Raw genomic sequence first — 20904 nt, forward strand, 5'->3', positions numbered from 1 at the left:
TCTGCGCACTTCACTAAAATAAGGCTTACTGAGAACATGGTAGATAAACGCGAATCCTATACAAAAGAAGACCTTGAAGCATCCGGCCGTGGCGAGTTGTTTGGCGCTGGTGGGCCACCATTACCCGCAGGCAATATGTTAATGATGGACCGTATTGTCAAAATGACAGAAGACGGTGGCAGCCATAATAAAGGTTATGTGGAAGCGGAACTGGATATCAATCCAGATCTATGGTTCTTCGGTTGTCATTTTATCGGTGATCCCGTCATGCCGGGCTGCCTGGGCCTTGATGCCATGTGGCAGTTGGTTGGTTTCTATCTCGGCTGGCTCGGTGGCGAAGGCAAAGGCCGTGCACTGGGTGTCGGTGAAGTTAAATTCACCGGTCAGGTGCTGCCAGAAGCGAAGAAAGTGACATACCGTATTAATTTTAAACGCGTGATTATGCGTAAATTAATTATGGGCGTTGCGGATGGCGAAGTCTTGGTTGATGGTAAAGTGATTTACACTGCCACTGATTTGAAAGTAGGTCTGTTTAAAGACACCAACGCTTTCTAAGTAAATTTCGTCAACACACTGTAAAAAAAGGCGATGATGAATATTCATGTCGCCTTTTTATTTTTACGTAATATACCACATGAAATTCAGGAAATAACCTCACCGCCAGGCCCGGTTGATTGAGACAATTAACACTTCTTAACCTACTGCCATTTCTTAGGTTATTAACGTTTCTTAGGCCACGATCACTTCCCGCTACCAGGCGTCCGCCTCATATCATGACAAAGAATGTTATTACTCCCACGATAACGCTAAATACACTCGTGGTGATTAATACACGCTTCCAGTAAGGGCCGCTAGTGAGTGAATAGATAACACGGGTAATGATACGTGCTATAGAAAACAAGAAGTTAAATATGCTGACCACCGCGTCTGTCAGCACTACCAATAGAGAATCCATTTAATCGCTCATCCATAAGTATTTATGCCACAGAGTATACATAACTTAGTTTGGAACCCCTTATGCAATTCGATACCCCTTCTTGGTACTTGAGACTGACTCTTAGCAGGCCCGGTCAAGAGAGATATAATGAGTGAACGGCTGACGTTCATGCATGAAAACGGTCAGTAAATATTAAGTAACCGTCTTATGGAGAACAGCCTTCGGGGCAGTCTCCTGTTCAATCGAGTTTAAAAGGAAAAAGAATGAGTACACGCCATGTAGTAATTACAGGTATGGGTGTCGTTTCCCCATTAGGCTGTGGTATCGAAACGGTCTGGCAGCGGCTATTGGCAGGGCAATCAGGTATCCGTGTTCTATCGGATGAAATTGTAGGTGACTTGCCCGCTAAAATTGGTGGGCAAGTGCCTACGTTAGCAGAAGACGCTAAAGCTGGTTTCGATCCGGATAAAGCGGTTACCCCAAAAGATCAAAAGAAAATGGATCGCTTTATTGAGTTTGCGATGGCGGCAGCAGATGAGGCAATTAGCCAAGCGGGCTGGCATGCGGATAACACCGAGAAACAAGAGCGTACCGCGACAATCATAGGAGCGGGTATTGGTGGCTTTCCGGCCATTGCCCATGCGGTGCGTACTTCCGACAGCCGTGGGCCAAAACGCCTATCACCGTTTACTGTACCTTCATTCTTAGTGAATCTGGCCGCTGGCCATGTTTCTATCAAACATCATTTCAAAGGCCCGATTGGCGCGCCAGTCACTGCATGTGCTGCCGGTGTTCAGGCAATTGGTGACGCCGTGCGGATGATCCGTAACAATGAAGCCGATGTTGCCCTGTGCGGTGGCGCAGAAGCCGTGATTGATACCGTGAGTCTGGCCGGTTTTGCTGCCGCTCGAGCATTATCAACCAACTTCAATAGCACACCAGAAAAAGCCTCCCGTCCCTTCGACAATGCCCGTGACGGTTTCGTGATGGGAGAAGGTGCTGGCTTACTGATTATTGAGGAGCTGGAGCATGCATTAGCCAGAGGCGCGAAGCCATTAGCGGAAATAGTCGGCTATGGTACCAGTGCCGATGCTTACCATATGACCTCTGGCGCTGAGGATGGCGACGGGGCCTATCGCGCCATGAAAATCGCTTTGCGTCAGGCCGGTATTACGCCCGAGCAAGTTCAGCATCTGAATGCCCACGCGACCTCAACACCGGTAGGTGATCTCGGTGAAATTAATGCCATTAAACATTTGTTTGGCGAGAGTAATACGTTAGCGATTACCTCAACAAAATCCGCCACAGGGCACCTGTTGGGCGCTGCTGGTGGGCTGGAAACCATTCTCACCGTGCTGGCATTGCGTGATCAAATCGTGCCCGCAACGTTGAATCTAGAAAATCCAGACCCTGCGGCCAAGGGACTCAACATTATTGCAGGTAAAGCACAACCTCATGAAATGACGTATGCCCTTTCCAATGGCTTTGGCTTTGGTGGAGTGAACGCAAGTATCTTACTGAAACGCTGGGTGGACTAACGCAAATAAATGAAAACCTCCGCCTAATGCGGAGGTTACCCTTGATAATGACAGAGAGCCGCTTAAGCGGTCACAGCCCTGTCCGCCATAGCCTGTCGCCACCCTCCTAACCAATGAGACCGAGCGTCTAAAGATTGATAGGGACAAATTTCCCTTGAGCGCCCTGAAATACCTGCTTGATACCCACGTGACAACGCCCTTTCCAGGCGATCTCTTTTCTGTCTCTTCATGCCTCGTTTCCCTCACTTTTTTGGTTTGGTGGAAAGAAAACAGTGACTACTTTATGTGCAGCCACAGTTAAGTGATAGACCTTAAAAAACAGAAAAGCAATGCGCAAAATTCACGCCAATGTCACATTTGTGAGCTACATCCACAGAATTAGCTAAGTAGTTGATTTGATGTATATGAAGGTAATGCGTTGATATTAAATAGAAACCCCCCTTTTTCTGACAATGTCATTATTATCAGAGAAAGAGGGTAGACTGATTTAGAAAAATATATTACTTAATCTGTTGCAATTGAGCGGCGATAGTTTTGGCTTCCTGTTGCCAGCCTTCTGCCAATGTACGGACCAGCGCATCATAGCCATCTTCACTCTGTTTAAGTTCCAGATTGAAAGGCTGCTTAATTAACTGCCCCTGATGTTTTAGGATCCATACACCGCGTATTACTGCACGCCCATCATAACGTCCATGAAACCCGGTTACCGTGATATTTAGAACATCCTGATCGCTATCCAACGGTTGCGCAGAGACTAGCCAACCCGGTAGCGAATAACTCAGGTTGGTCACCAACGTTTGCTGTAACTGCTGGTCTAGCGGGCTAGCCCAGAGATTATTGTTGGCAATAACATACTGTACATCGTTGGTTTGATACACCACACCAACCGCCGCAAGGTAATCAGCCACACTGACATGTTCAACCCATAACTGCCGTGATGCTACGCTGCTACTGCCCGTAGCAGGCGCATTAAGTGCCGGTAACTGATAGTACGTTTTACTGGTTTCGCTGCTGCAAGCACTGAGTAACAGCGCGACGATAACTGCCATCCATTTCATCATTTTTTGGCCTTCTTAGGCTGAGGATCCTGACTTCCTGCCGCTTCAAATACCAGCGCATTGCTCTTCTCATTCAGTGTCCGCAATACCGGTTGTAATTCACGCAAGACCTGATCTAACCGCTGCATGTCACCCACCATTTTATTGTAGGCCGGTGAGCCAGGTTGGAAGCCTTTCATACTACGATTCAGTTCATTCAGCGTTTTTTGCAGATCTTTTGGTAGATCCTGCATCGACTGGCTGGACGTGATTGCATTAAGTGAAGCCAAAATTTTCTGGGTTTCACGCATTGTCTTCTGGCTTTCAGCCAACGTCTTCGTGACTTCATTAACCATTGGATTCAGTGGCAGATTATTAATCTTATCCAGTGTTTGCATGACTTTCTGTTGGATTTGAGCCAAGCCACCACTGGTTGTCGGCAATAAAGGATAACCAGCAACTTCTTGCGGCCCTTTCCACGGTTTCGCATCGGGATAAAAATCCAGATCGACAAACAGTGCACCAGTCAGTAAGTTGCCAGACTTCAATGATGCACGTAAGCCACGCTCTTTGGCGGTTTTCAGTACCTGTTCAAAATTGGTATCTGGACCTAAATCATCACGGAAACGGCCCGGTTCAATGCGAATTAATACTGGAATGCGGAAGTCATTATCGACTTGCTGCTTCATCCCCTCTGCGAAGAAGGGTACATCTGCAACCGTACCAACACGAATACCACGGAATTCTACCGGTGCACCAGACTGTAGCCCACGTACAGAATCAGAGAAGAACAGTAAGAAGTTTTCATGTTCAATGTACAAAGAGTTCTGAATGCTACTGCGGTTATCAAACAGCTTAAACTCCGCTTTATCCTGAGTGACGGGCTTACCCTGCTCTAAACCATCTGGTACATCAAAACTGACTCCACCACTGAATAATGTCGCCAACGATGCCATCTCCACACGCATACCTTGTGAAGACAGATCCACAGCGACACCACTGTCTTTCCAGAAACGGACGTTGCTGGTCACCAAGCTGTCATAAGGCGCGCCAATAAATAGCTGGTAACGCATCAGACGGGATTGAGGATCAAAAGTACTGGTTTCTACGGAGCCTACGCGATAACCACGGAACAGTACCGGATCACCGGCATTCAACTGCCCCGCTTGATCACTATCCAGCATAACCCGTAAACCTTTCGCATCTGGTGAGGCAAGCGGTGGGGAATCCAATAAACGGAATTCATTTAGTGCCTTACCGTTACTGCCCGGTTGCAGCTCAATATACGCACCGGAGAGTAGAGTCCCTAAGCCAGATATCCCTTCACGGCCAATCTGCGGTTTTACCACCCAGAAAGCGGTATCGCCGTGCAACAGGGTATTCATGCCAGAATTTAACCGGGCCTGTATGATCACATGGTTAAGATCTTCACTCAACGTGACCTTTTCAACCACACCAACATCCACGCTACGGCTCTTTATTTTTGTTTTTCCCGCCTCAATACCTTCAGCATTTAGGGTGGTCAAAACAACCTGTGGCCCTTGGTTACTGAAATGATAAAACAGTATCCATGCGCCAATCAGCGCAGTGACGATCGGGATGATCCACACCGGTGACCATCGCTTGATTTTTTCAATTTCTGCCACACTCTGGCTGGGATTATTGTCCGTCACCTTGCGGCTCCTTCTGGGTTGTTTCATTGATTCGATCCCAGGTTAAACGAGGATCAAACGTTAATGCAGAAAACATTGTCAGGATCACAACCATCGCAAACAGTAGTGCCCCAATCGCCGGGTAGATACTCATCAGCTGCCCAATACGGACTAATGATGAAAGCACCGCAATAACAAAGACATCGACCATTGACCAGCGGCCAACAAATTCTACGATTTCATAAATAAAATGCATACGTTCAGCATCAGTGTTGCCCTTGCCTTTGGCATCCCAACAGAGCCAAGCAATCGCCAACATTTTTAACGATGGCACCATGATACTGGCAATAAAAATCACCAACGCCACGGGGTAGGAACCCTCACTCCAGAGAAAAATCACCCCAGCCATAATGGTGGAGTTCATTTGGTTACCCAAACTTTCAGTTATCATTATCGGCATCATATTTGCCGGAATATATAACAGGATCGACGTGACTAATAACGCCATAGTCCACTGCAAGCTATTACGGCGGCGAGCATAACCGTGGGTATAACAACGTGGGCACTCGACTTGGTCTTGCGGCAAAATTGCTGTACAGCATGAGCATGAGCGCAAACCTTGACGCAAGCCAGTACGGCCTGGGATCAATCGGTAAGGCACTGCTGGCGCAGGGGCGATGTCTTGCCACATCCAATGACGATCAATGCACTGAAAAGCGCGCACTTGTAACAAACAGAATAAACAGTATGGGATAAAACTGCTGCCAATACCGATCTCACCATAAGCCATCAGTTTGACAAAACTCACTAATACGCCGGCGAGGAAGATCTCAACCATGCACCAGGTTTTAAACTGGAACAGTGCTTTCGCCATGGCGATTTTCCAACGGGTTGGCATACGCACCCGCAGGCAAAGCAGAATAATCGCTACCATACAAAATGCGGGGATTAGCTGAACCAACACCATAAACAGCGTTGCCATACTGACGTAATTATCAGACAGCATCACTCGAGGGATTTGGATCAAACTTATTTCGCTGGTGATCCCCGCCACACGCATATCGACGAAGGGGAACATATTAGCCAACAACAGCATAAACAGAGCGCTAAGCGCATAGCCTATTGGCCGCTTGCGAGGCTCTTCCCACCGCGCAGTCAGTGTCGTTTTACAACGGGGGCATACCGCTTTAGTGCCATAAGGCAAGGGGGGTAAGGCCACTGACATATCACACTGCCGGCACAGGAGAATATTCCCTGATTGCCCACCATTAACAGGCTCAATAACAGCACACAATATCTATTTCCTTACGGCAGGCCTTTATAGCTGAACACCGTTCTATCAAGAGACTCAATGTAACAATAAACACAATATCATCACAAAGCACAACATTACGTCACCTGGCAGAACGGTGTAACGCATTTTTAACCGTTTTTCTGAGCTTCCAGCTCTTCCCAACGACTGAATGCCACCTCTAACGCCTGCTCAGTATCTGCCAGGGTTTTCAAAACCTGTTGAGTCTCTTCGTGTGGACGAGAGAAGAAATTAGCATCACTGACTTCAGCCTGTAACTTACTGATATCATTTTCCAGTTTTTCTAGCTGTTGCGGCAACTGATCCAACTCACGTTGTAAGTTATAGCTCAGCTTGCCGGGTTTTTTAGCCGCAGGTGCATGGCTTTTAACCGAAGTAGACGCTTTGGTTTCTTCAATCTTCGGTGCAACCTGACGAATCGGCTTTGCCTCTGCCCGTTGTTGATGCGCATCATAATAACCGCCAACGAAGCTATTGATTTGACCATTGCCTTCAAAAATCCAACATTCAGTCACTGAGTTATCAACGAATTGGCGATCATGGCTAACTAACAGCACGGTGCCTTGATAGCTATCGACCATCTCTTCCAGCAATTCTAGCGTCTCAACATCCAAGTCATTGGTCGGTTCATCGAGGATCAACAAGTTACTTGGCTTAAGGAATAATTTGGCTAATAACAGACGGTTACGCTCACCACCAGACAGAGCTTTCACCGGTGTCATCGCGCGCTTAGGGTGGAACAGGAAATCTTGCAGATAGCCCAGTACATGGCGTGAACGGCCATTCACCATCACTTCCTGCTTACCTTCCGCCAGGTTATCCATGACCGTGCGCTCGGGATCCAGCTCCGCACGATGCTGGTCAAAATAGGCGACTTCCAGCTTGGTCCCGCAATGCACTTTACCACTGTCCGCGTTAAGCTGACCGAGCATCAGTTTCAGCAAGGTCGTTTTACCGCAGCCATTTGGCCCCACCAACGCAATTTTGTCACCACGCTGTACTTGAGCTGTGAAATCGTTCACCAGCACTTTGCCATCAATCTGATAATTAACATTTTCCAGATCGAAGACAATTTTGCCAGAACGTACGGTCTCTTCCACTTGCATCTTGGCGGTACCCATAACCTCACGGCGTTGCGAACGTTCCATCCGTAACGCTTTCAGCGCACGAACACGGCCTTCGTTACGGGTACGGCGCGCTTTGATGCCCTGACGTATCCAGACTTCTTCCTGGGCCAGCTTGCGGTCAAACTCAGCGTTTTGCAGCTCTTCAACCCGCAAGGCTTCTTCTTTGCTGGCGAGATACAGCTCATAATTACCGGGCCATGAAACCAATTTACCGCGGTCCAAATCTACAATACGGGTCGCCATTGCACGAATAAAGGAACGGTCATGGGAGATAAATACAATACTGCCTTGGAACTCTTTCAGGAAACCTTCCAGCCAGTTGATGGTTTCGATATCCAAGTGGTTGGTTGGCTCATCCAGCAGCAACACTTTTGGTGAGCTTACCAATGCACGGCCAAGTGCCGCTTTACGCAACCAACCGCCCGACAGTGAAGAAAGTTCAGCATCTGCGGATAGCCCTAGTTGAACCAGCACTTCTTGAATACGGCTATCCAGTTGCCACAACCCTTGGTGGTCCAAAATTTCTTGTAATGCCGCCAAGCGATTGAGATTTTTTTCACTCGGATCCAGTTCTACCTGATGTAGCGTTGCATGGTAGGCTTTTAGATGTTCAGCCTGTTCCTGCACCCCTTCAGCCACAAAATCAAACACGGTACCGGCCACATTACGCGGTGGATCTTGTTGCAGACGTGCCACAATCAGATCCTGTTCATAAATGATTCGGCCATCATCTAATGGAACTTCTTTACTCAGAATTTTAAGCAAGGTGGATTTGCCCGCACCGTTACGGCCCACCAGACAAACACGTTCGTTCGCCTCGATATGTAATTCAGTGTTATCTAATAAAGGTGCATCGCTGAACGACAGCCAGGCTCCGGACATGCTAATTAACGACATAGTTTTTACTTTTCCTCTTGGCTGTGGGTGACCAGCCAACAATTGTGGATCTGACGATTACGGGCAAAGTCTTCAGATTGTGTAAGTGTGGTTATCTCTTTCGCTTCCAGCCCCAGCGCGGCTATCCCGGCCAGATCCATCTGGAAACCACGCTTATTGTTCGAGAACATAATTGTCCCCTTGCGGCGCAGTAACCGTTTAAGTTCTTTCATCAGCACTAAGTGATCCCGCTGAACATCAAAGGTGGTTTCCATACGCTTGGAGTTAGAGAATGTCGGTGGATCAATGAAGATCACGTCGAATTGCTCATCAGTGTTGCTGAGCCAAGAAAGGCAATCCGCCTGAATTAAGCGGTGTTGCTGGCCCGTCAAGCCATTCGCTCGCAAGTTCTTCTCTGCCCACTCCAGATAGGTACGCGACATATCTACCGTGGTTGTGCTGCGCGCGCCGCCCAGCCCCGCATGGACGCTGGCGGTACCGGTATAAGCAAACAGGTTAAGGAAATCTTTGCCCTGGCTCATTTTGCCCAACATCTGGCGGGCAATACGGTGATCCAGAAACAGACCAGTATCAAGATAGTCAGTCAGGTTAACCCATAGCTTGGCGTTATACTCACTGACCAGCAAGAATTCACCCTTTTGGGCCAATTTCTCGTATTGATTTTTACCCTTCTGACGCTCACGGGTTTTCAACACCAACTGATTAGAGGGCAGTTCTAGCACCGCCAACGTGGCATTAATCACATCAAACAAGCGCTGGCGGGCTTTTTGTGGATCGATCGTTTTAGGCGGCGCATACTCCTGCACCACCACTTTGCTGCCATAGCGATCGACCGCAACATTGTAATCCGGTAGGTCGGCATCATACAGACGGTAGCATTCGATACCCTGTTGTTTCGCCCACTTATCCAGTTTCTTCACATTCTTACGCAGACGGTTAGCATAATCTTCAGCCACCAACGCGCCACCTGCACCCTGTGGGTTCACCGCCAACTGATAGTTTTTCTGTACGCAATCCAGCGGGCCATTCTTGGCTTTAAATTCACGATCTGCACGCAGTTGCAGGCAGCTCAGTAATTCTGGAGAGGCACTGAACAGTGACAGACGCCAGCCGCCAAATGCGGTTTTCATCATACGGCCAAACATATTATGCAATGCAATCAATGCAGGTTCGCTTTCCAGCCGTTCGCCGTAAGGGGGGTTGCTGATAACGGTACCCACCGGCCCTTCAGGTAATGGATTCACCAGCTTACTGATATCGTTAGCATTGAAGGTAATCAACTCAGCAACACCTGCCCGTCGGGCATTCGCACGCGCCATTTCGATGACCCGACGATCAATATCTGAACCAAAGAAACGAGATGAAGTCTCTAGCAGGCCACGACGAGCGCGCACTTGCGCTTCAGTGGTCAGTTCACGCCACAGATCTTCATTAAAAGCATTCCAAGCGGTAAAGCCCCAATGCGCCCGGTGCAAACCCGGAGCACGATCAGAGGCCATCATTGCGGCTTCAATCAGCAAAGTCCCTGAGCCACACATAGGGTCGACCATAGGTGTACCCGGCTGCCAGCCAGAACGCTGGATAATCGCTGCTGCAAGGTTTTCTTTCAGCGGTGCCTGACCAGTCAGATCACGATAACCACGCTGATGCAGCCCCTCACCACTGAGATCAAGAGCCACGCTGGCCATATCCCGTTGCAAGAAAACATTCACCCGAATATCAGGTTGTTGTTTGGCAACCGTTGGGCGTTGATCCATTTTGCGAGTGAAGCTGTCCACAATCGCATCTTTAACTTTCAACGCACCATACTGGCTATTACGGATCTCTTCATTCACACCGCTAAAATGTACGGCAAATGTTTTTTCCACACCAAAAATTGACGGCCAATCGATAGCCTGTACCCCAAGGTACAAATCTAAATCACTGTAGACCTTAAACTCGTTGAGCGGCAATAAGATGCGCGAAGCCAACCGGCTCCACAACAGGCTTTGGTACATGAGTCGATCGTCGCCCTGAAAATGTACCCCACCCTGTACTATTTTACAGTCGTGAGCGCCCAGCGCTTCGAGTTCGCTTTTTAACAGTTCTTCCAGTCCACGCGCCGTGCTGGCAAACAGAGAGTTCATATCGCACTATCACCAAAAAGAAAATTGTTGCGCATTATAGCTAATCCCAGCGGCTTGTCATAAAGTTGCTCCCTCTAATTTAATACTCATACGGAGGCAATGGTGATTACCCTCTCTAGGCTTTACGTTCATCCGGTGAAATCTATGCGTGGTTTGCAGCTTTCCCACGCCCAAGTTAGCAGCAGCGGGCTGGCCTTTGACCGTGTATTTATGATCACCGAATCAGACGGCACGTTCATTACTGCACGCCAATATCCGAAGATGGTTATGTTTACCCCGGCATTAATGGCAGACGGCTTATATCTCACCGCCCCCGATGGCGAGAGTGCCAGTATCCGCTTTAATGATTTTTTAGCCAATCCCGCCCCCACTGAAGTTTGGGGAAATCATTTTACCTCGTTAATTGCCCCCGAGGCGATCAACAGTTGGTTAAGTGGCTATTTTCAGCGTGACGTACAACTACGTTGGGTCGGCACAGAATTAACACGTCGTGTCAAACCGTTGCCGGAGGTTCCCCTCTCTTTTGCTGATGGCTTCCCTTATCTGCTGATTAACGAAGCGTCATTTAAAGATTTGCAGCAACGTTGCCCTGGCAGTATTAAACTGGAACAATTTCGTCCAAATTTAGTGGTCACCGGTGCCACAGTTTTTGCCGAAGATTGCTGGCAGGTAATCCGGATAGGCGATATCACATTTGATTTAGTCAAACCATGCAGCCGCTGTGTATTAACGACCGTCAGTGTTGAGCGTGGACGAAAACATCCAACCGGCGAACCATTGCGGACATTACAGACGTTTCGAACTGCGGAGAATGGTGATGTCGATTTTGGCCAGAATATGGTGGCCAGAAATAGCGGTATTATTCGAGTTGGCGATGAAGTTGAAGTTCTGATCACCAAACCGCCAAGGCCCTACGGTGCCGGAGCGGTTGTTGAAAGCCTTACCGCGCCACAGGATCAGTCAAAAACGGTATCCATTGAATATAATGGCATACGCTTTAACGGCAATAATCAGCAAATACTCTTGGAACAGTTAGAACAGCAGAATATCCGTATCCCTTATTCGTGCCGGGCCGGGATATGTGGCAGTTGCAGAATTACCTTACTCGCTGGAGATGTTGCTCCACTCAAACAGAGTGCTGTTGGTAACGATGGAACCCTTCTTTGTTGCAGTTGCATTCCTAAAGGCGATATTTCCCTTAGAGGCAAATAACCAAACTCAAAAACACACCGACAAATTACACCGCACGGTCATACGCTGTTGTGGTGTTAACCTCTTCAACCATTAGTGGAAATAAACGGTTATTCATTATTTTTATCGCATCACCAAGTACCAACTGACGACCAGCTAATACCACTTGAGATTGTGCTAATAAGCATAAACTGGCGGAGCAGCCCGGTTCAACCACGAGCAAACGTACATCTTCTCCGCTGTCTAATACTTTAACCAACGTCAGTTCGCCATTTTGTGGTATCAGAACTTTAGGTTGCTGTACAAAATGCCAACTTTTTGGCATGAGTGGTTTCAAGAAGCGACATGCAACCAATGCATTTAATACCAATTCTGAGCGCTGCTCATTGCTCAATTTAATTTGGCGACACTGATCTTCAAATTCAAAATAAAGAGCCGCATCATCAACACAGAAAGCCGATTCATCGAAAGCATCTGGTGTCAGCATTTTAGAGGGGAAGCGCGAACGGAATATCATACCATTAGCTAAATCCAACATAAGTCGGTCGTGTTCAGTATCAAAATACCAACGCCATTTATCATCTGGTTTAATTCGCATATTTAATCCTTCCCATCATATTGTAATATCATAAACTCAATAGCTGAGTTCTAGACCCATCGAATGGGACTCTCTTCATATAAGCATTTTGCTGAATATTCAATCTACCGGAGTAAAATATAGACTAGCCGGGGGCATAAATAAACCCCCAGCAGGTAATGAAGATAAATAATTAGATATGAGTAACGATATTCTTAATCAAACCCGGCCCACGGAAGATAAATCCGGAATAGATTTGAATCAATGAAGCACCAGCAGCCATCTTTTCCCGTGCAGCTGTAACGGAATCAATACCGCCAACACCGATAATAGGCAGACGCCCTTTTAGCTCTTGTGATAAACGATGAATAACTTCAGTACTGCGTAATTGTAATGGGCGGCCACTTAATCCACCGGCTTGCTCACAATAATTTAATCCCTGAATCAGAGAACGATCTAAAGTCGTATTAGTAGCAATAACGCCATCAATATTATGACGGACCAAGCTATCTGCTATTTGGATCAATTCCTCTTCAGTAAGATCCGGCGCGATCTTCACCGCAACGGGAACATACTTATGATGGTGTTGATGTAGCTCAGTTTGTTTATTTTTAATTGCGGCTAACAAATCATCTAATGCTTCACCGTACTGTAAGGATCGTAATCCCGGTGTATTAGGTGAGGAAATATTAATCGCAATATATCCAGCATAAGGATAAATTTTATCCATGCAAATCAGGTAATCTTCTTTACCTTGTTCGACTGGCGTATCTTTATTCTTGCCAATATTAATGCCCAATATACCGCCAAAATGGGATTTTTTGACATTTTCAATGAGATTATCGACCCCATGATTATTAAACCCCATTCGGTTGATCAAACCTTCAGCTTCGACGATCCTGAATAATCTCGGCTTGTCATTCCCCACCTGAGGCCGTGGCGTTACAGTACCCACTTCAATGAAACCAAAGCCCATGGCACCCAAGGCATCAATACACTCACCGTCTTTATCCAGGCCCGCAGCCAAACCTACTGGGTTTTTAAAAGACAGGCCCATACAACTTACCGGTTTGGTGGGTACCGACTGGCGTACCAAAAATTCCAGAGGTGTGCCGCTAACTCGCTTTAACTGACGGAAAGTCAATTCATGGGCACGTTCTGGATCAAGCTGAAATAGTGCTTTTCTGACAAGTGGATAATACATGTGATCTCCTGAGCGATCAGTGACAAGCGGTTAGCAAGCACTAATTCTGTCGTGCTGTAGCCAGTTAACGTTATCAGTACTGTTGTGTAATCCCGCTAGCTGACCAGCTTCCAACGTATGGAATGCCCATCATACTTCAAGTTGAATGTGTGTTGGCTGTCTTCGTTACTCCGTTGCCGCCTGCCTGCATCTTGAAGTCACTTGGGTATAGATACGGGAATGGTAAATTCATCTTTCAGGAAAGTAAACGTTTGCGAAGTAAAGCCATTCAAAGAATAAGCATATTACCCGTATCCTTTATTACCTTAAGTTACAGTGGTGTTAACAGTAATAACAGGCAGGTAAAAATAGAGGGAATTAATGACAAAATACACACAACGAAGAGAATAGGCAGATTGTAAAAACACCTTATTCCCTGCATCAAATTCCCTATATCAAAATAATGCCCATGGAGCTTGAATCGTGCCATCCGTGGCACGAGTATCTGACTATCCCGACTATCCCGACTATCCCGACTATCCACCATTTAAGACCGCGTTATCGGAGTTTGCCAGCAGCCTGAGTGGGCATCAGACCCTCTACTCAATGAGGTCACATTGACTTATGCCGCAAGTGCTTTGGTTATCTTCTCGTACAAATCACCCGATAAGTTATCCAGCGTTTTCAATTGCTCCAATGCCTTACGCATCAGCGCCTGACGCCCTGCATCATAACGTTTCAAGCGAATCAGTGGCTCAATTAACCGCGCAGCAACTTGTGGGTTGCGGGTATTTAAGTCACTGAGTATCTCAACCAAGAACTGATAACCACTACCATCAGCCGCATGGAATGCAGCCGGGTTACCGGAAGCAAAACTACCAATCAACGAGCGAGTACGGTTCGGATTACTCAAACTGAATGCAGGGTGTTTCAGTAAGGCACGTACCTGTACCAGGACATCTGCCGCCGGGCTGGTCGCTTGTAGAGCAAACCACTTATCCATAACCAAACCGTCATGATTCCAGCGCACATCAAAGGCTGCCAACAACTCATCACGGCAAGGTAACTGAGCAGCAACCGCCGCTGCTAATGCTGCCAATGAGTCCGTCATATTATCGGCTTGATGATATTGTGAAGAAATAAGCTTATTGGCAAATTCCTCATCACCAAAGGCCAGATAATTGAGGCAAGTATTACGTAAAGCACGTTTGGCAATATCACCATGCTCAATACGGTAAACCGGCGTCATATTGGAGACATATACGGCCAACAGTTCATCCGACAGCTCCTGGGCCAGACAACGCGTGATCGCTTCATGTACCGTATTGATCGCTTGCGGATCGATAGTCGTAAACAGTTCGGCCATTTCATTTTCTGAGGGCAACATCAAAATCTGCGCGGCCAAGGCAGGATCAAGATTTTCATCCAGCAATATTGCGCGGAAAGCGTCTGCCACATGCGCGGGCAAACTCAGTGGCTGTTGCTGCTGATATTTAGCAACATTCAGCTTAATGTAGGTTGCCAGCAAGCTTTGCGCTGCATCCCAGCGAGAGAATTCATTGCGGGCATGCTGCATCAGGAACGTGAGTTGCTGATCACTGTAGGGGTAATCCAATTTTACGGGTGCAGAAAACTCACGCAGCAGAGATGGGATAGGTTTCTGTGCCACATTATCAAAGGTAAAGGTCTGTTCAGACTCTGTCACATTCAGCACGTGGTGAACCGGCAAGCCATTGTGTTGCAATGGGATGACATGACCTTTGCTGTCATACAGTTCGATGTCTAACGGTATGTGCAGTGGCAATTTCTCTGGTTGATCCGCTGTAGGTAACGTTTTTTGGCTAACGAATAAATGATACTGCTGTTTTTCAACATCATAATCGTCATGCACGGTCAATAATGGTGTGCCTGATTGGCTGTACCAGCGCCGGAAGAGAGACAGATCAACATTTGATGCATCTTCCATTGCCTGTACAAAATCATCGCAAGTCGCGGCACTTCCATCATGCCGTTCAAAATAGAGCCGCATACCCGCTTGGAATGGCTGTTCACCCAGCAGCGTATGCATCATTCGGATAACTTCTGAACCTTTTTCATACACGGTGAGCGTATAAAAGTTATTCATCTCTATCACTTTATCCGGACGAATAGCATGTGCCATCGGGCTAGCATCTTCCGCAAACTGCGCCGCCCGCATTACCCGGACATTTTCGATACGGTTGACAGAGCGGGAACCTAAATCAGAGCTGAATTCTTGATCTCTGAATACGGTTAAACCCTCTTTCAGACTCAATTGGAACCAATCGCGGCAAGTGACGCGGTTACCCGTCCAGTTATGGAAATATTCATGGCCGATAACAGCTTCAATATTTAGATAATCTTTATCTGTGGCTGTTTCTGCTTTCGCCAGCACATATTTTGAGTTAAATACATTTAACCCTTTATTCTCCATCGCCCCCATGTTGAAGAAATCAACAGCGACAATCATATAGATGTCGAGGTCATATTCCAGACCAAAGCGAGTTTCATCCCACTTCATTGAGTTTTTCAGGGATGTCATAGCCCAATCGGCACGATCTAAATTACCCCGGTCAACAAAAAGCTCAAGGGCGACTTCACGACCCGAACGGGTAATAAATTTATCCTGTAACACATCGAAATCACCGGCAACCAAAGCAAACAGGTAAGAAGGCTTCGGGAAGGGATCTTCCCACTTGACCCAATGACGGCCATCATCCAGTTCACCCTGCCCCACACGGTTACCGTTGGAGAGCAGATATGGATAGCGAGACTTATCCGCCACAATGCGAGTAGTAAAACGAGCCAGCACATCAGGACGGTCTAAATAATAAGTAATGTGGCGGAACCCTTCGGCTTCACACTGTGTGCAGAGCGCTTCACCAGACAGGTATAACCCTTCCAACGCGCTATTGGTTGCCGGATGAATATTATTGACAATCGTCAGTGTAAAATCTGCGGGTAATTGCTCAATAACCAGCGTGTTATCCTGTTGGCGATAATGTGGCCATATTTGCCCATCAACGCTGACACTGATTAGCGTCAGATCTTCACCATTTAGAACCAACGGTGTCACGTCTGTTCTTTGACGTTTTACTTTACTGACCGCCGTTACCGTCGTTTTTTGCGCATCCAGTGCGAAGTCCAGATCGATATCGGTGATGGTGTAATCCGGCGCACGATAATCGTGACGGTATTTAGCTTGCGGCTGTTGTGTCATAGAAACCCTTTTGACGTCATCAGTGAGTATGATTATCGGATCTGTATTCGCCGTTATTGAGGGCGAATCTTGCTGCTATTAGCGACTTTTCCCCAGACCCAGATAGGTTTTCAATGTATCACAGTTGTAAAAAAAACCTAGATGAGAACCTTGGCGACTCCGGTAAATAACGCATTGAATGTCCATTTTTCGAGCCGTCCCGCAAGCTAATTGTCGCTTTGCAATTCGTCACCAATAGGCTCATTGGGTAGTGCACAAATTCACACATTTAACAAAATAACCTGCCGACAAAATCTGCTTTTTATGTTTAATAGTGCACAAGAGAAACCGGGAAAATCAGGAGAACTATCGATATAGCTATCATTTATAATGATCAGACTGCTGACAAACCCCGATGACTCACTCTTGAACGGTGAGGATAGGCAGAAGAGTAAAGCGTCCGCGCCAGGGAGGGCGCGGCTCGAGCCCCCAGGGAAGGCTATTTTTATACAGGGAAGCCGGCGTCTTTACGATCTGCCTGTTCTCTCCGTTGCAGGCACTTTGTCAATAACCTCTATCATTTATAATGATTTTGTTATTAACCATGTCTTTCATAAAGTTAGTTCACCAACTTAGCGAACTAACGAAATAAGCCACTATAAACAGCCGTAGTACTTAATTACGTTTGTTTTTCCTGACAATGGCACGTTAGTCTTAGACTTCTGATTAGCATTTATGGTGTGATGAGGCTTCAATAACAGGATAATACCGGTATACTCCTGCAACTTTATAGATTTTGCCGACTGTGGAAAATGCTCCTACGAGGATGCTGTATAGCGCCATGACTCAAGACGCCTCACCGATTTTGACTTCATTGCTTGATACGGATGCATATAAGCTTCATATGCAACAAGCCGTATTTCATCATTATCGCCACATTACGGTTGCCGCCGAATTCCGCTGCCGTAGTGATGAGCTGCTGGGGGAGTATGCTGATGAAATCCGCCACCAGATAGCCCTAATGAGTCAATTAGCACTGACATCTGATGAGTTTATTTACCTCTCCAGCCTACCCTTCTTCCAGGATAATTATCTGCGTTGGTTACGCGATTTTCGTTTTAAACCAGAGCAAGTCTCCGTCGCTGTTCATGACGGTAAATTAGATATTCGCATTGCCGGTTTATGGTGTGAAGTGATCATGTGGGAAGTCCCTTTGCTGGCAGTGATCAGCGAAATCATTCACCGACGCCGTTCTACTCATGTGACAACGGATCAAGCGGTTCAACAACTGCGCACGAAACTTGAGCAATTCAATGCCCTCAGTGCGGATATCGATATTACTCACTTTAAATTGATGGATTTCGGTACCCGCCGCCGATTCTCTCGCGAGATACAGCACACCGTTGTCAGCACGTTAAAAGATGAGTTCCCTTATCTGGTCGGCACCAGCAACTACGACTTAGCCCGCAAATTAGCCTTAGCGCCCGTCGGGACTCAAGCCCATGAGTGGTTTCAGGCTCACCAACAAATTAGCCCAACATTGGCAAACAGCCAGCGTGTAGCACTGCAAGCCTGGCTGGATGAGTACCCCAATCAGTTGGGCATCGCACTGACTGATTGCATTACTATGGATGCTTTCCTACGCGATTTTGATCTGGCTTTCGCCAACCGCTATCAAGGCCTACGCCATGACTCTGGTGACCCGATCGAGTGGGGGGAGAAGGCTATCGCGCATTATGAAAAATTGGGTATTGACCCAATGAAAAAGGTATTGGTGTTTTCAGATAATCTAGATCTGGAGAAAGCATTATTACTCTATCGTCACTTTTATCAGCGCATTAAATTGGTGTTTGGTATTGGTACGCGTTTGACGTGCGATATACCAGGCGTTAAGCCATTGAATATTGTTATTAAACTGGTTGAATGTAACGATAAACCGGTGGCTAAGCTCTCAGATAGCCCTGGTAAGACTATTTGTCAGGATCCCGCATTTGTCGATCAGTTACGTGAAGCCTTTGCGTTACCTTTAGTCAAGAAAGCCAGTTAATACCCCGTTACCGGGTAGCGTATGTTTACCCGGTAACTCCATTTAGCCTCTCGGCTCTTCCACGATTAAATTTTCCATTATTAAATAGTGTCTTCGTTTGTGTCGTATTTATACCTAAAGCTATTGTCGTCAGCGGGTGAGTGATTTGGGTGCATAAATGCCGCTAACCCCCTAGTGGTTGCAAGGACGGAGGGCATATTGACGGTAACCTCAGAAATCTTGCACTATTCTGATGATTTCTACTTGTGTCCTGCACTGCCACAAGTAACATAGCAACATCCCCATTTCATTGGGTTGTTAACTATTTCTATACCCTAAGTCATTAAAGTTGTAGCCAGGCAGTAAGTGCGCAAATCCTGATGAACTGACTCAAACCAGAGATTCAGATGAGTGAGAGCCGCTAACACACTGCAACTTCAAGGAAACAGGGTATATATCCAAACCATTAAAGAGAGAAATCTATGAGCGTAGTGCCTGTAGTCGACGTACTGCAAGGCCGCGCCGCGGTTGGCAGTGAAGTCACCGTGCGCGGTTGGGTGCGTACCCGGAGAGATTCTAAAGCGGGTATCTCCTTCGTTGCCGTTTATGACGGTTCCTGCTTTGACCCGTTACAGGCCGTCGTGAATAATACTTTGCCAAATTATCAGGATGAAGTACTGCATCTGACCACCGGTTGTTCCGTTGAAGTCACCGGTACCGTGGTCGCATCACCGGGTGAAGGCCAAAGTTTTGAAATTCAAGCAACCGCCATCAATGTAGTGGGCTGGGTTGATGACCCTGATACCTACCCTATGGCTGCGAAACGCCACAGCATTGAATATTTACGTGAAGTGGCGCACTTACGCCCGCGTACCAACCTGATTGGTGCCGTTGCCCGTGTTCGCCACACGTTGGCACAAGCAATCCACCGCTTCTTCGACGAAAATGGTTATTTCTGGGTTTCTACACCGCTGATCACCGCCTCTGATACTGAAGGCGCAGGTGAGATGTTCCGTGTTTCAACGTTAGATCTGGAAAACCTGCCACGCACGGATACCGGCGCTGTTGATTTTAGCGAAGACTTCTTCGGTAAAGAAGCATTCCTGACCGTATCGGGTCAGCTAAACGGTGAAACCTACGCCTGTGCGTTATCAAAAGTTTACACCTTTGGCCCAACCTTCCGGGCTGAAAACTCCAATACCAGCCGCCATTTAGCTGAATTCTGGATGGTTGAGCCGGAAGTGGCCTTCGCTTCGCTGGATGATGTCGCCGGTTTGGCTGAGAAAATGCTGAAATACGTTTTCCAGGCGGTCTTGAATGAACGTGCTGATGACATGAAGTTCTTTGCCGAACGTGTCGATAAAGACGCAGTTGACCGCCTACAACGTTTCGTCACCTCTGATTTTGCTCAAGTTGACTACACTGATGCCATTGAGATCTTGCTGGCATCCGGTCAGAAATTTGAGAATGATGTTTCATGGGGTATTGATTTGTCCTCTGAACATGAGCGTTATCTGGCTGAGAAACACTTTAAAGCGCCGGTAGTGGTTAAAAACTATCCGAAAGATATTAAAGCCTTCTATATGCGAATGAATGAAGATGGCAAAACCGTTGCGGCGATGGATGTTTTAGCGCCGGGTATTGGTGAAATTATCGGTGGTTCACAACGTGAAGAACGTTTAGATGTCTTGGATGCGCGTTTGGCCGAAATGGGCCTGAATAAAGAAGATTATTGGTGGTATCGTGATCTGCGTCGCTACGGCACTGTACCGCATTCAGGTTTTGGCCTCGGATTTGAGCGTTTAATCTCATATGTAACCGGGGTTCAAAACGTTCGGGACGTTATTCCATTCCCACGTACGCCGAGAAATGCCAGTTTCTAAGTTTATTATTTAGAAAAGAAAGTCAATTTGTACAAATAAAAGCCAGCCCTGCTGGCTTTTATCATTTTTTAAAATTCGATCTAAGTCACAAAGTTCCCTTAATTTTACATTTTGTAACACATAGTTTCTCAATGAAACACATTATTGTAATTGGTAGCATTTTCGGTCTGGATTATAAGGTCTGTGAATGGAACACTGCGT

Annotated in this window: 15 protein-coding genes; 5 read left to right on the forward strand and 10 right to left on the reverse strand. The window is 46.9% G+C overall.

Annotation, left to right across the window (positions count from 1 at the left end; genetic code table 11):
- Window positions 1-36: 36 nt before the first annotated feature.
- A complete protein-coding gene (fabA, locus tag AC971_RS00085; protein ID WP_025383343.1) occupies window positions 37-555 on the forward strand; it encodes a bifunctional 3-hydroxydecanoyl-ACP dehydratase/trans-2-decenoyl-ACP isomerase in 519 nt (172 codons plus the stop codon).
- A 211-nt stretch (window positions 556-766) separates the two neighbouring features.
- Here the strand turns inward: fabA and AC971_RS21575 are convergent, their stop codons facing one another.
- Window positions 767-955, reverse strand: coding sequence for a hypothetical protein (locus AC971_RS21575; RefSeq protein WP_038402189.1), 189 nt, complete (start codon window positions 953-955; stop codon window positions 767-769).
- A gap of 245 nt (window positions 956-1200) precedes the next feature.
- On the opposite strand from AC971_RS21575, the gene fabF reads away from it, so the two are divergent.
- Window positions 1201-2475 carry a beta-ketoacyl-ACP synthase II gene (fabF, locus tag AC971_RS00090; RefSeq protein ID WP_025383342.1) on the forward strand — a complete coding sequence of 425 codons (1275 nt, stop codon included), beginning with the start codon at window positions 1201-1203 and terminating at the stop codon, window positions 2473-2475.
- Between the two features lie 62 nt (window positions 2476-2537).
- On the opposite strand, the gene rmf is transcribed toward fabF, so the two are convergent.
- From rmf to rlmKL, 6 genes are all read right to left on the reverse strand, one after another.
- A complete protein-coding gene (gene rmf, locus AC971_RS21580) occupies window positions 2538-2705 on the reverse strand; it encodes a ribosome modulation factor (RefSeq protein ID WP_038402188.1) in 168 nt (55 codons plus the stop codon).
- A gap of 270 nt (window positions 2706-2975) precedes the next feature.
- Complete coding sequence (gene pqiC, locus AC971_RS00095) at window positions 2976-3536, reverse strand: membrane integrity-associated transporter subunit PqiC (protein WP_025383341.1); 561 nt, start codon at window positions 3534-3536, stop codon at window positions 2976-2978.
- The gene (gene pqiB / locus AC971_RS00100) at window positions 3533-5185 is read right to left on the reverse strand and encodes an intermembrane transport protein PqiB (RefSeq protein WP_025383340.1); all 1653 of its coding nucleotides are present in this window, start codon (window positions 5183-5185) and stop codon (window positions 3533-3535) included. The genes pqiC and pqiB overlap by 4 nt, the downstream gene beginning before the upstream one ends.
- Complete coding sequence (gene pqiA, locus AC971_RS00105; protein ID WP_025383339.1) at window positions 5172-6458, reverse strand: membrane integrity-associated transporter subunit PqiA; 1287 nt, start codon at window positions 6456-6458, stop codon at window positions 5172-5174. Before pqiA ends, pqiB begins: the two co-directional genes overlap by 14 nt.
- 128 nt (window positions 6459-6586) lie before the next feature.
- On the reverse strand, window positions 6587-8500 hold the full coding sequence (locus AC971_RS00110) for an ABC transporter ATP-binding protein (protein ID WP_025383338.1): 1914 nt from the start codon (window positions 8498-8500) through the stop codon (window positions 6587-6589).
- 5 nt (window positions 8501-8505) lie between these two features.
- Window positions 8506-10626 (reverse strand): bifunctional 23S rRNA (guanine(2069)-N(7))-methyltransferase RlmK/23S rRNA (guanine(2445)-N(2))-methyltransferase RlmL, encoded by a 2121-nt coding sequence (gene rlmKL, locus AC971_RS00115; RefSeq protein ID WP_025383337.1) that lies wholly within the window; start codon window positions 10624-10626, stop codon window positions 8506-8508.
- A 99-nt stretch (window positions 10627-10725) separates the two neighbouring features.
- Here rlmKL and AC971_RS00120 point away from each other — a divergent pair, with 99 nt between their 5' ends.
- Complete coding sequence (locus tag AC971_RS00120; protein WP_025383336.1) at window positions 10726-11838, forward strand: YcbX family protein; 1113 nt, start codon at window positions 10726-10728, stop codon at window positions 11836-11838.
- 25 nt (window positions 11839-11863) lie between these two features.
- Here the strand turns inward: AC971_RS00120 and AC971_RS00125 are convergent, their stop codons facing one another.
- From AC971_RS00125 to pepN, 3 genes are all read right to left on the reverse strand, one after another.
- Complete coding sequence (locus AC971_RS00125; RefSeq protein WP_025383335.1) at window positions 11864-12415, reverse strand: cell division protein ZapC; 552 nt, start codon at window positions 12413-12415, stop codon at window positions 11864-11866.
- A 172-nt stretch (window positions 12416-12587) separates the two neighbouring features.
- Window positions 12588-13598 (reverse strand): quinone-dependent dihydroorotate dehydrogenase, encoded by a 1011-nt coding sequence (gene pyrD / locus AC971_RS00130; RefSeq protein WP_025383334.1) that lies wholly within the window; start codon window positions 13596-13598, stop codon window positions 12588-12590.
- Window positions 13599-14199: 601 nt separating this feature from the next.
- Entirely contained in the window at window positions 14200-16815 is a 2616-nt protein-coding gene (pepN, locus tag AC971_RS00135) for an aminopeptidase N (protein WP_025383333.1), read from the reverse strand.
- A gap of 820 nt (window positions 16816-17635) precedes the next feature.
- Here pepN and pncB point away from each other — a divergent pair.
- Complete coding sequence (gene pncB, locus AC971_RS00145) at window positions 17636-18841, forward strand: nicotinate phosphoribosyltransferase (RefSeq protein ID WP_025383331.1); 1206 nt, start codon at window positions 17636-17638, stop codon at window positions 18839-18841.
- Between the two features lie 461 nt (window positions 18842-19302).
- Window positions 19303-20703 carry an asparagine--tRNA ligase gene (gene asnS / locus AC971_RS00150; protein ID WP_002211301.1) on the forward strand — a complete coding sequence of 467 codons (1401 nt, stop codon included), beginning with the start codon at window positions 19303-19305 and terminating at the stop codon, window positions 20701-20703.
- The last annotated feature ends 201 nt before the right edge of the window (window positions 20704-20904 follow it).

The sequence above is a fragment of the Yersinia similis genome (assembly GCF_001053095.1).
In the GTDB taxonomy this organism is placed as follows: domain Bacteria; phylum Pseudomonadota; class Gammaproteobacteria; order Enterobacterales; family Enterobacteriaceae; genus Yersinia; species Yersinia similis.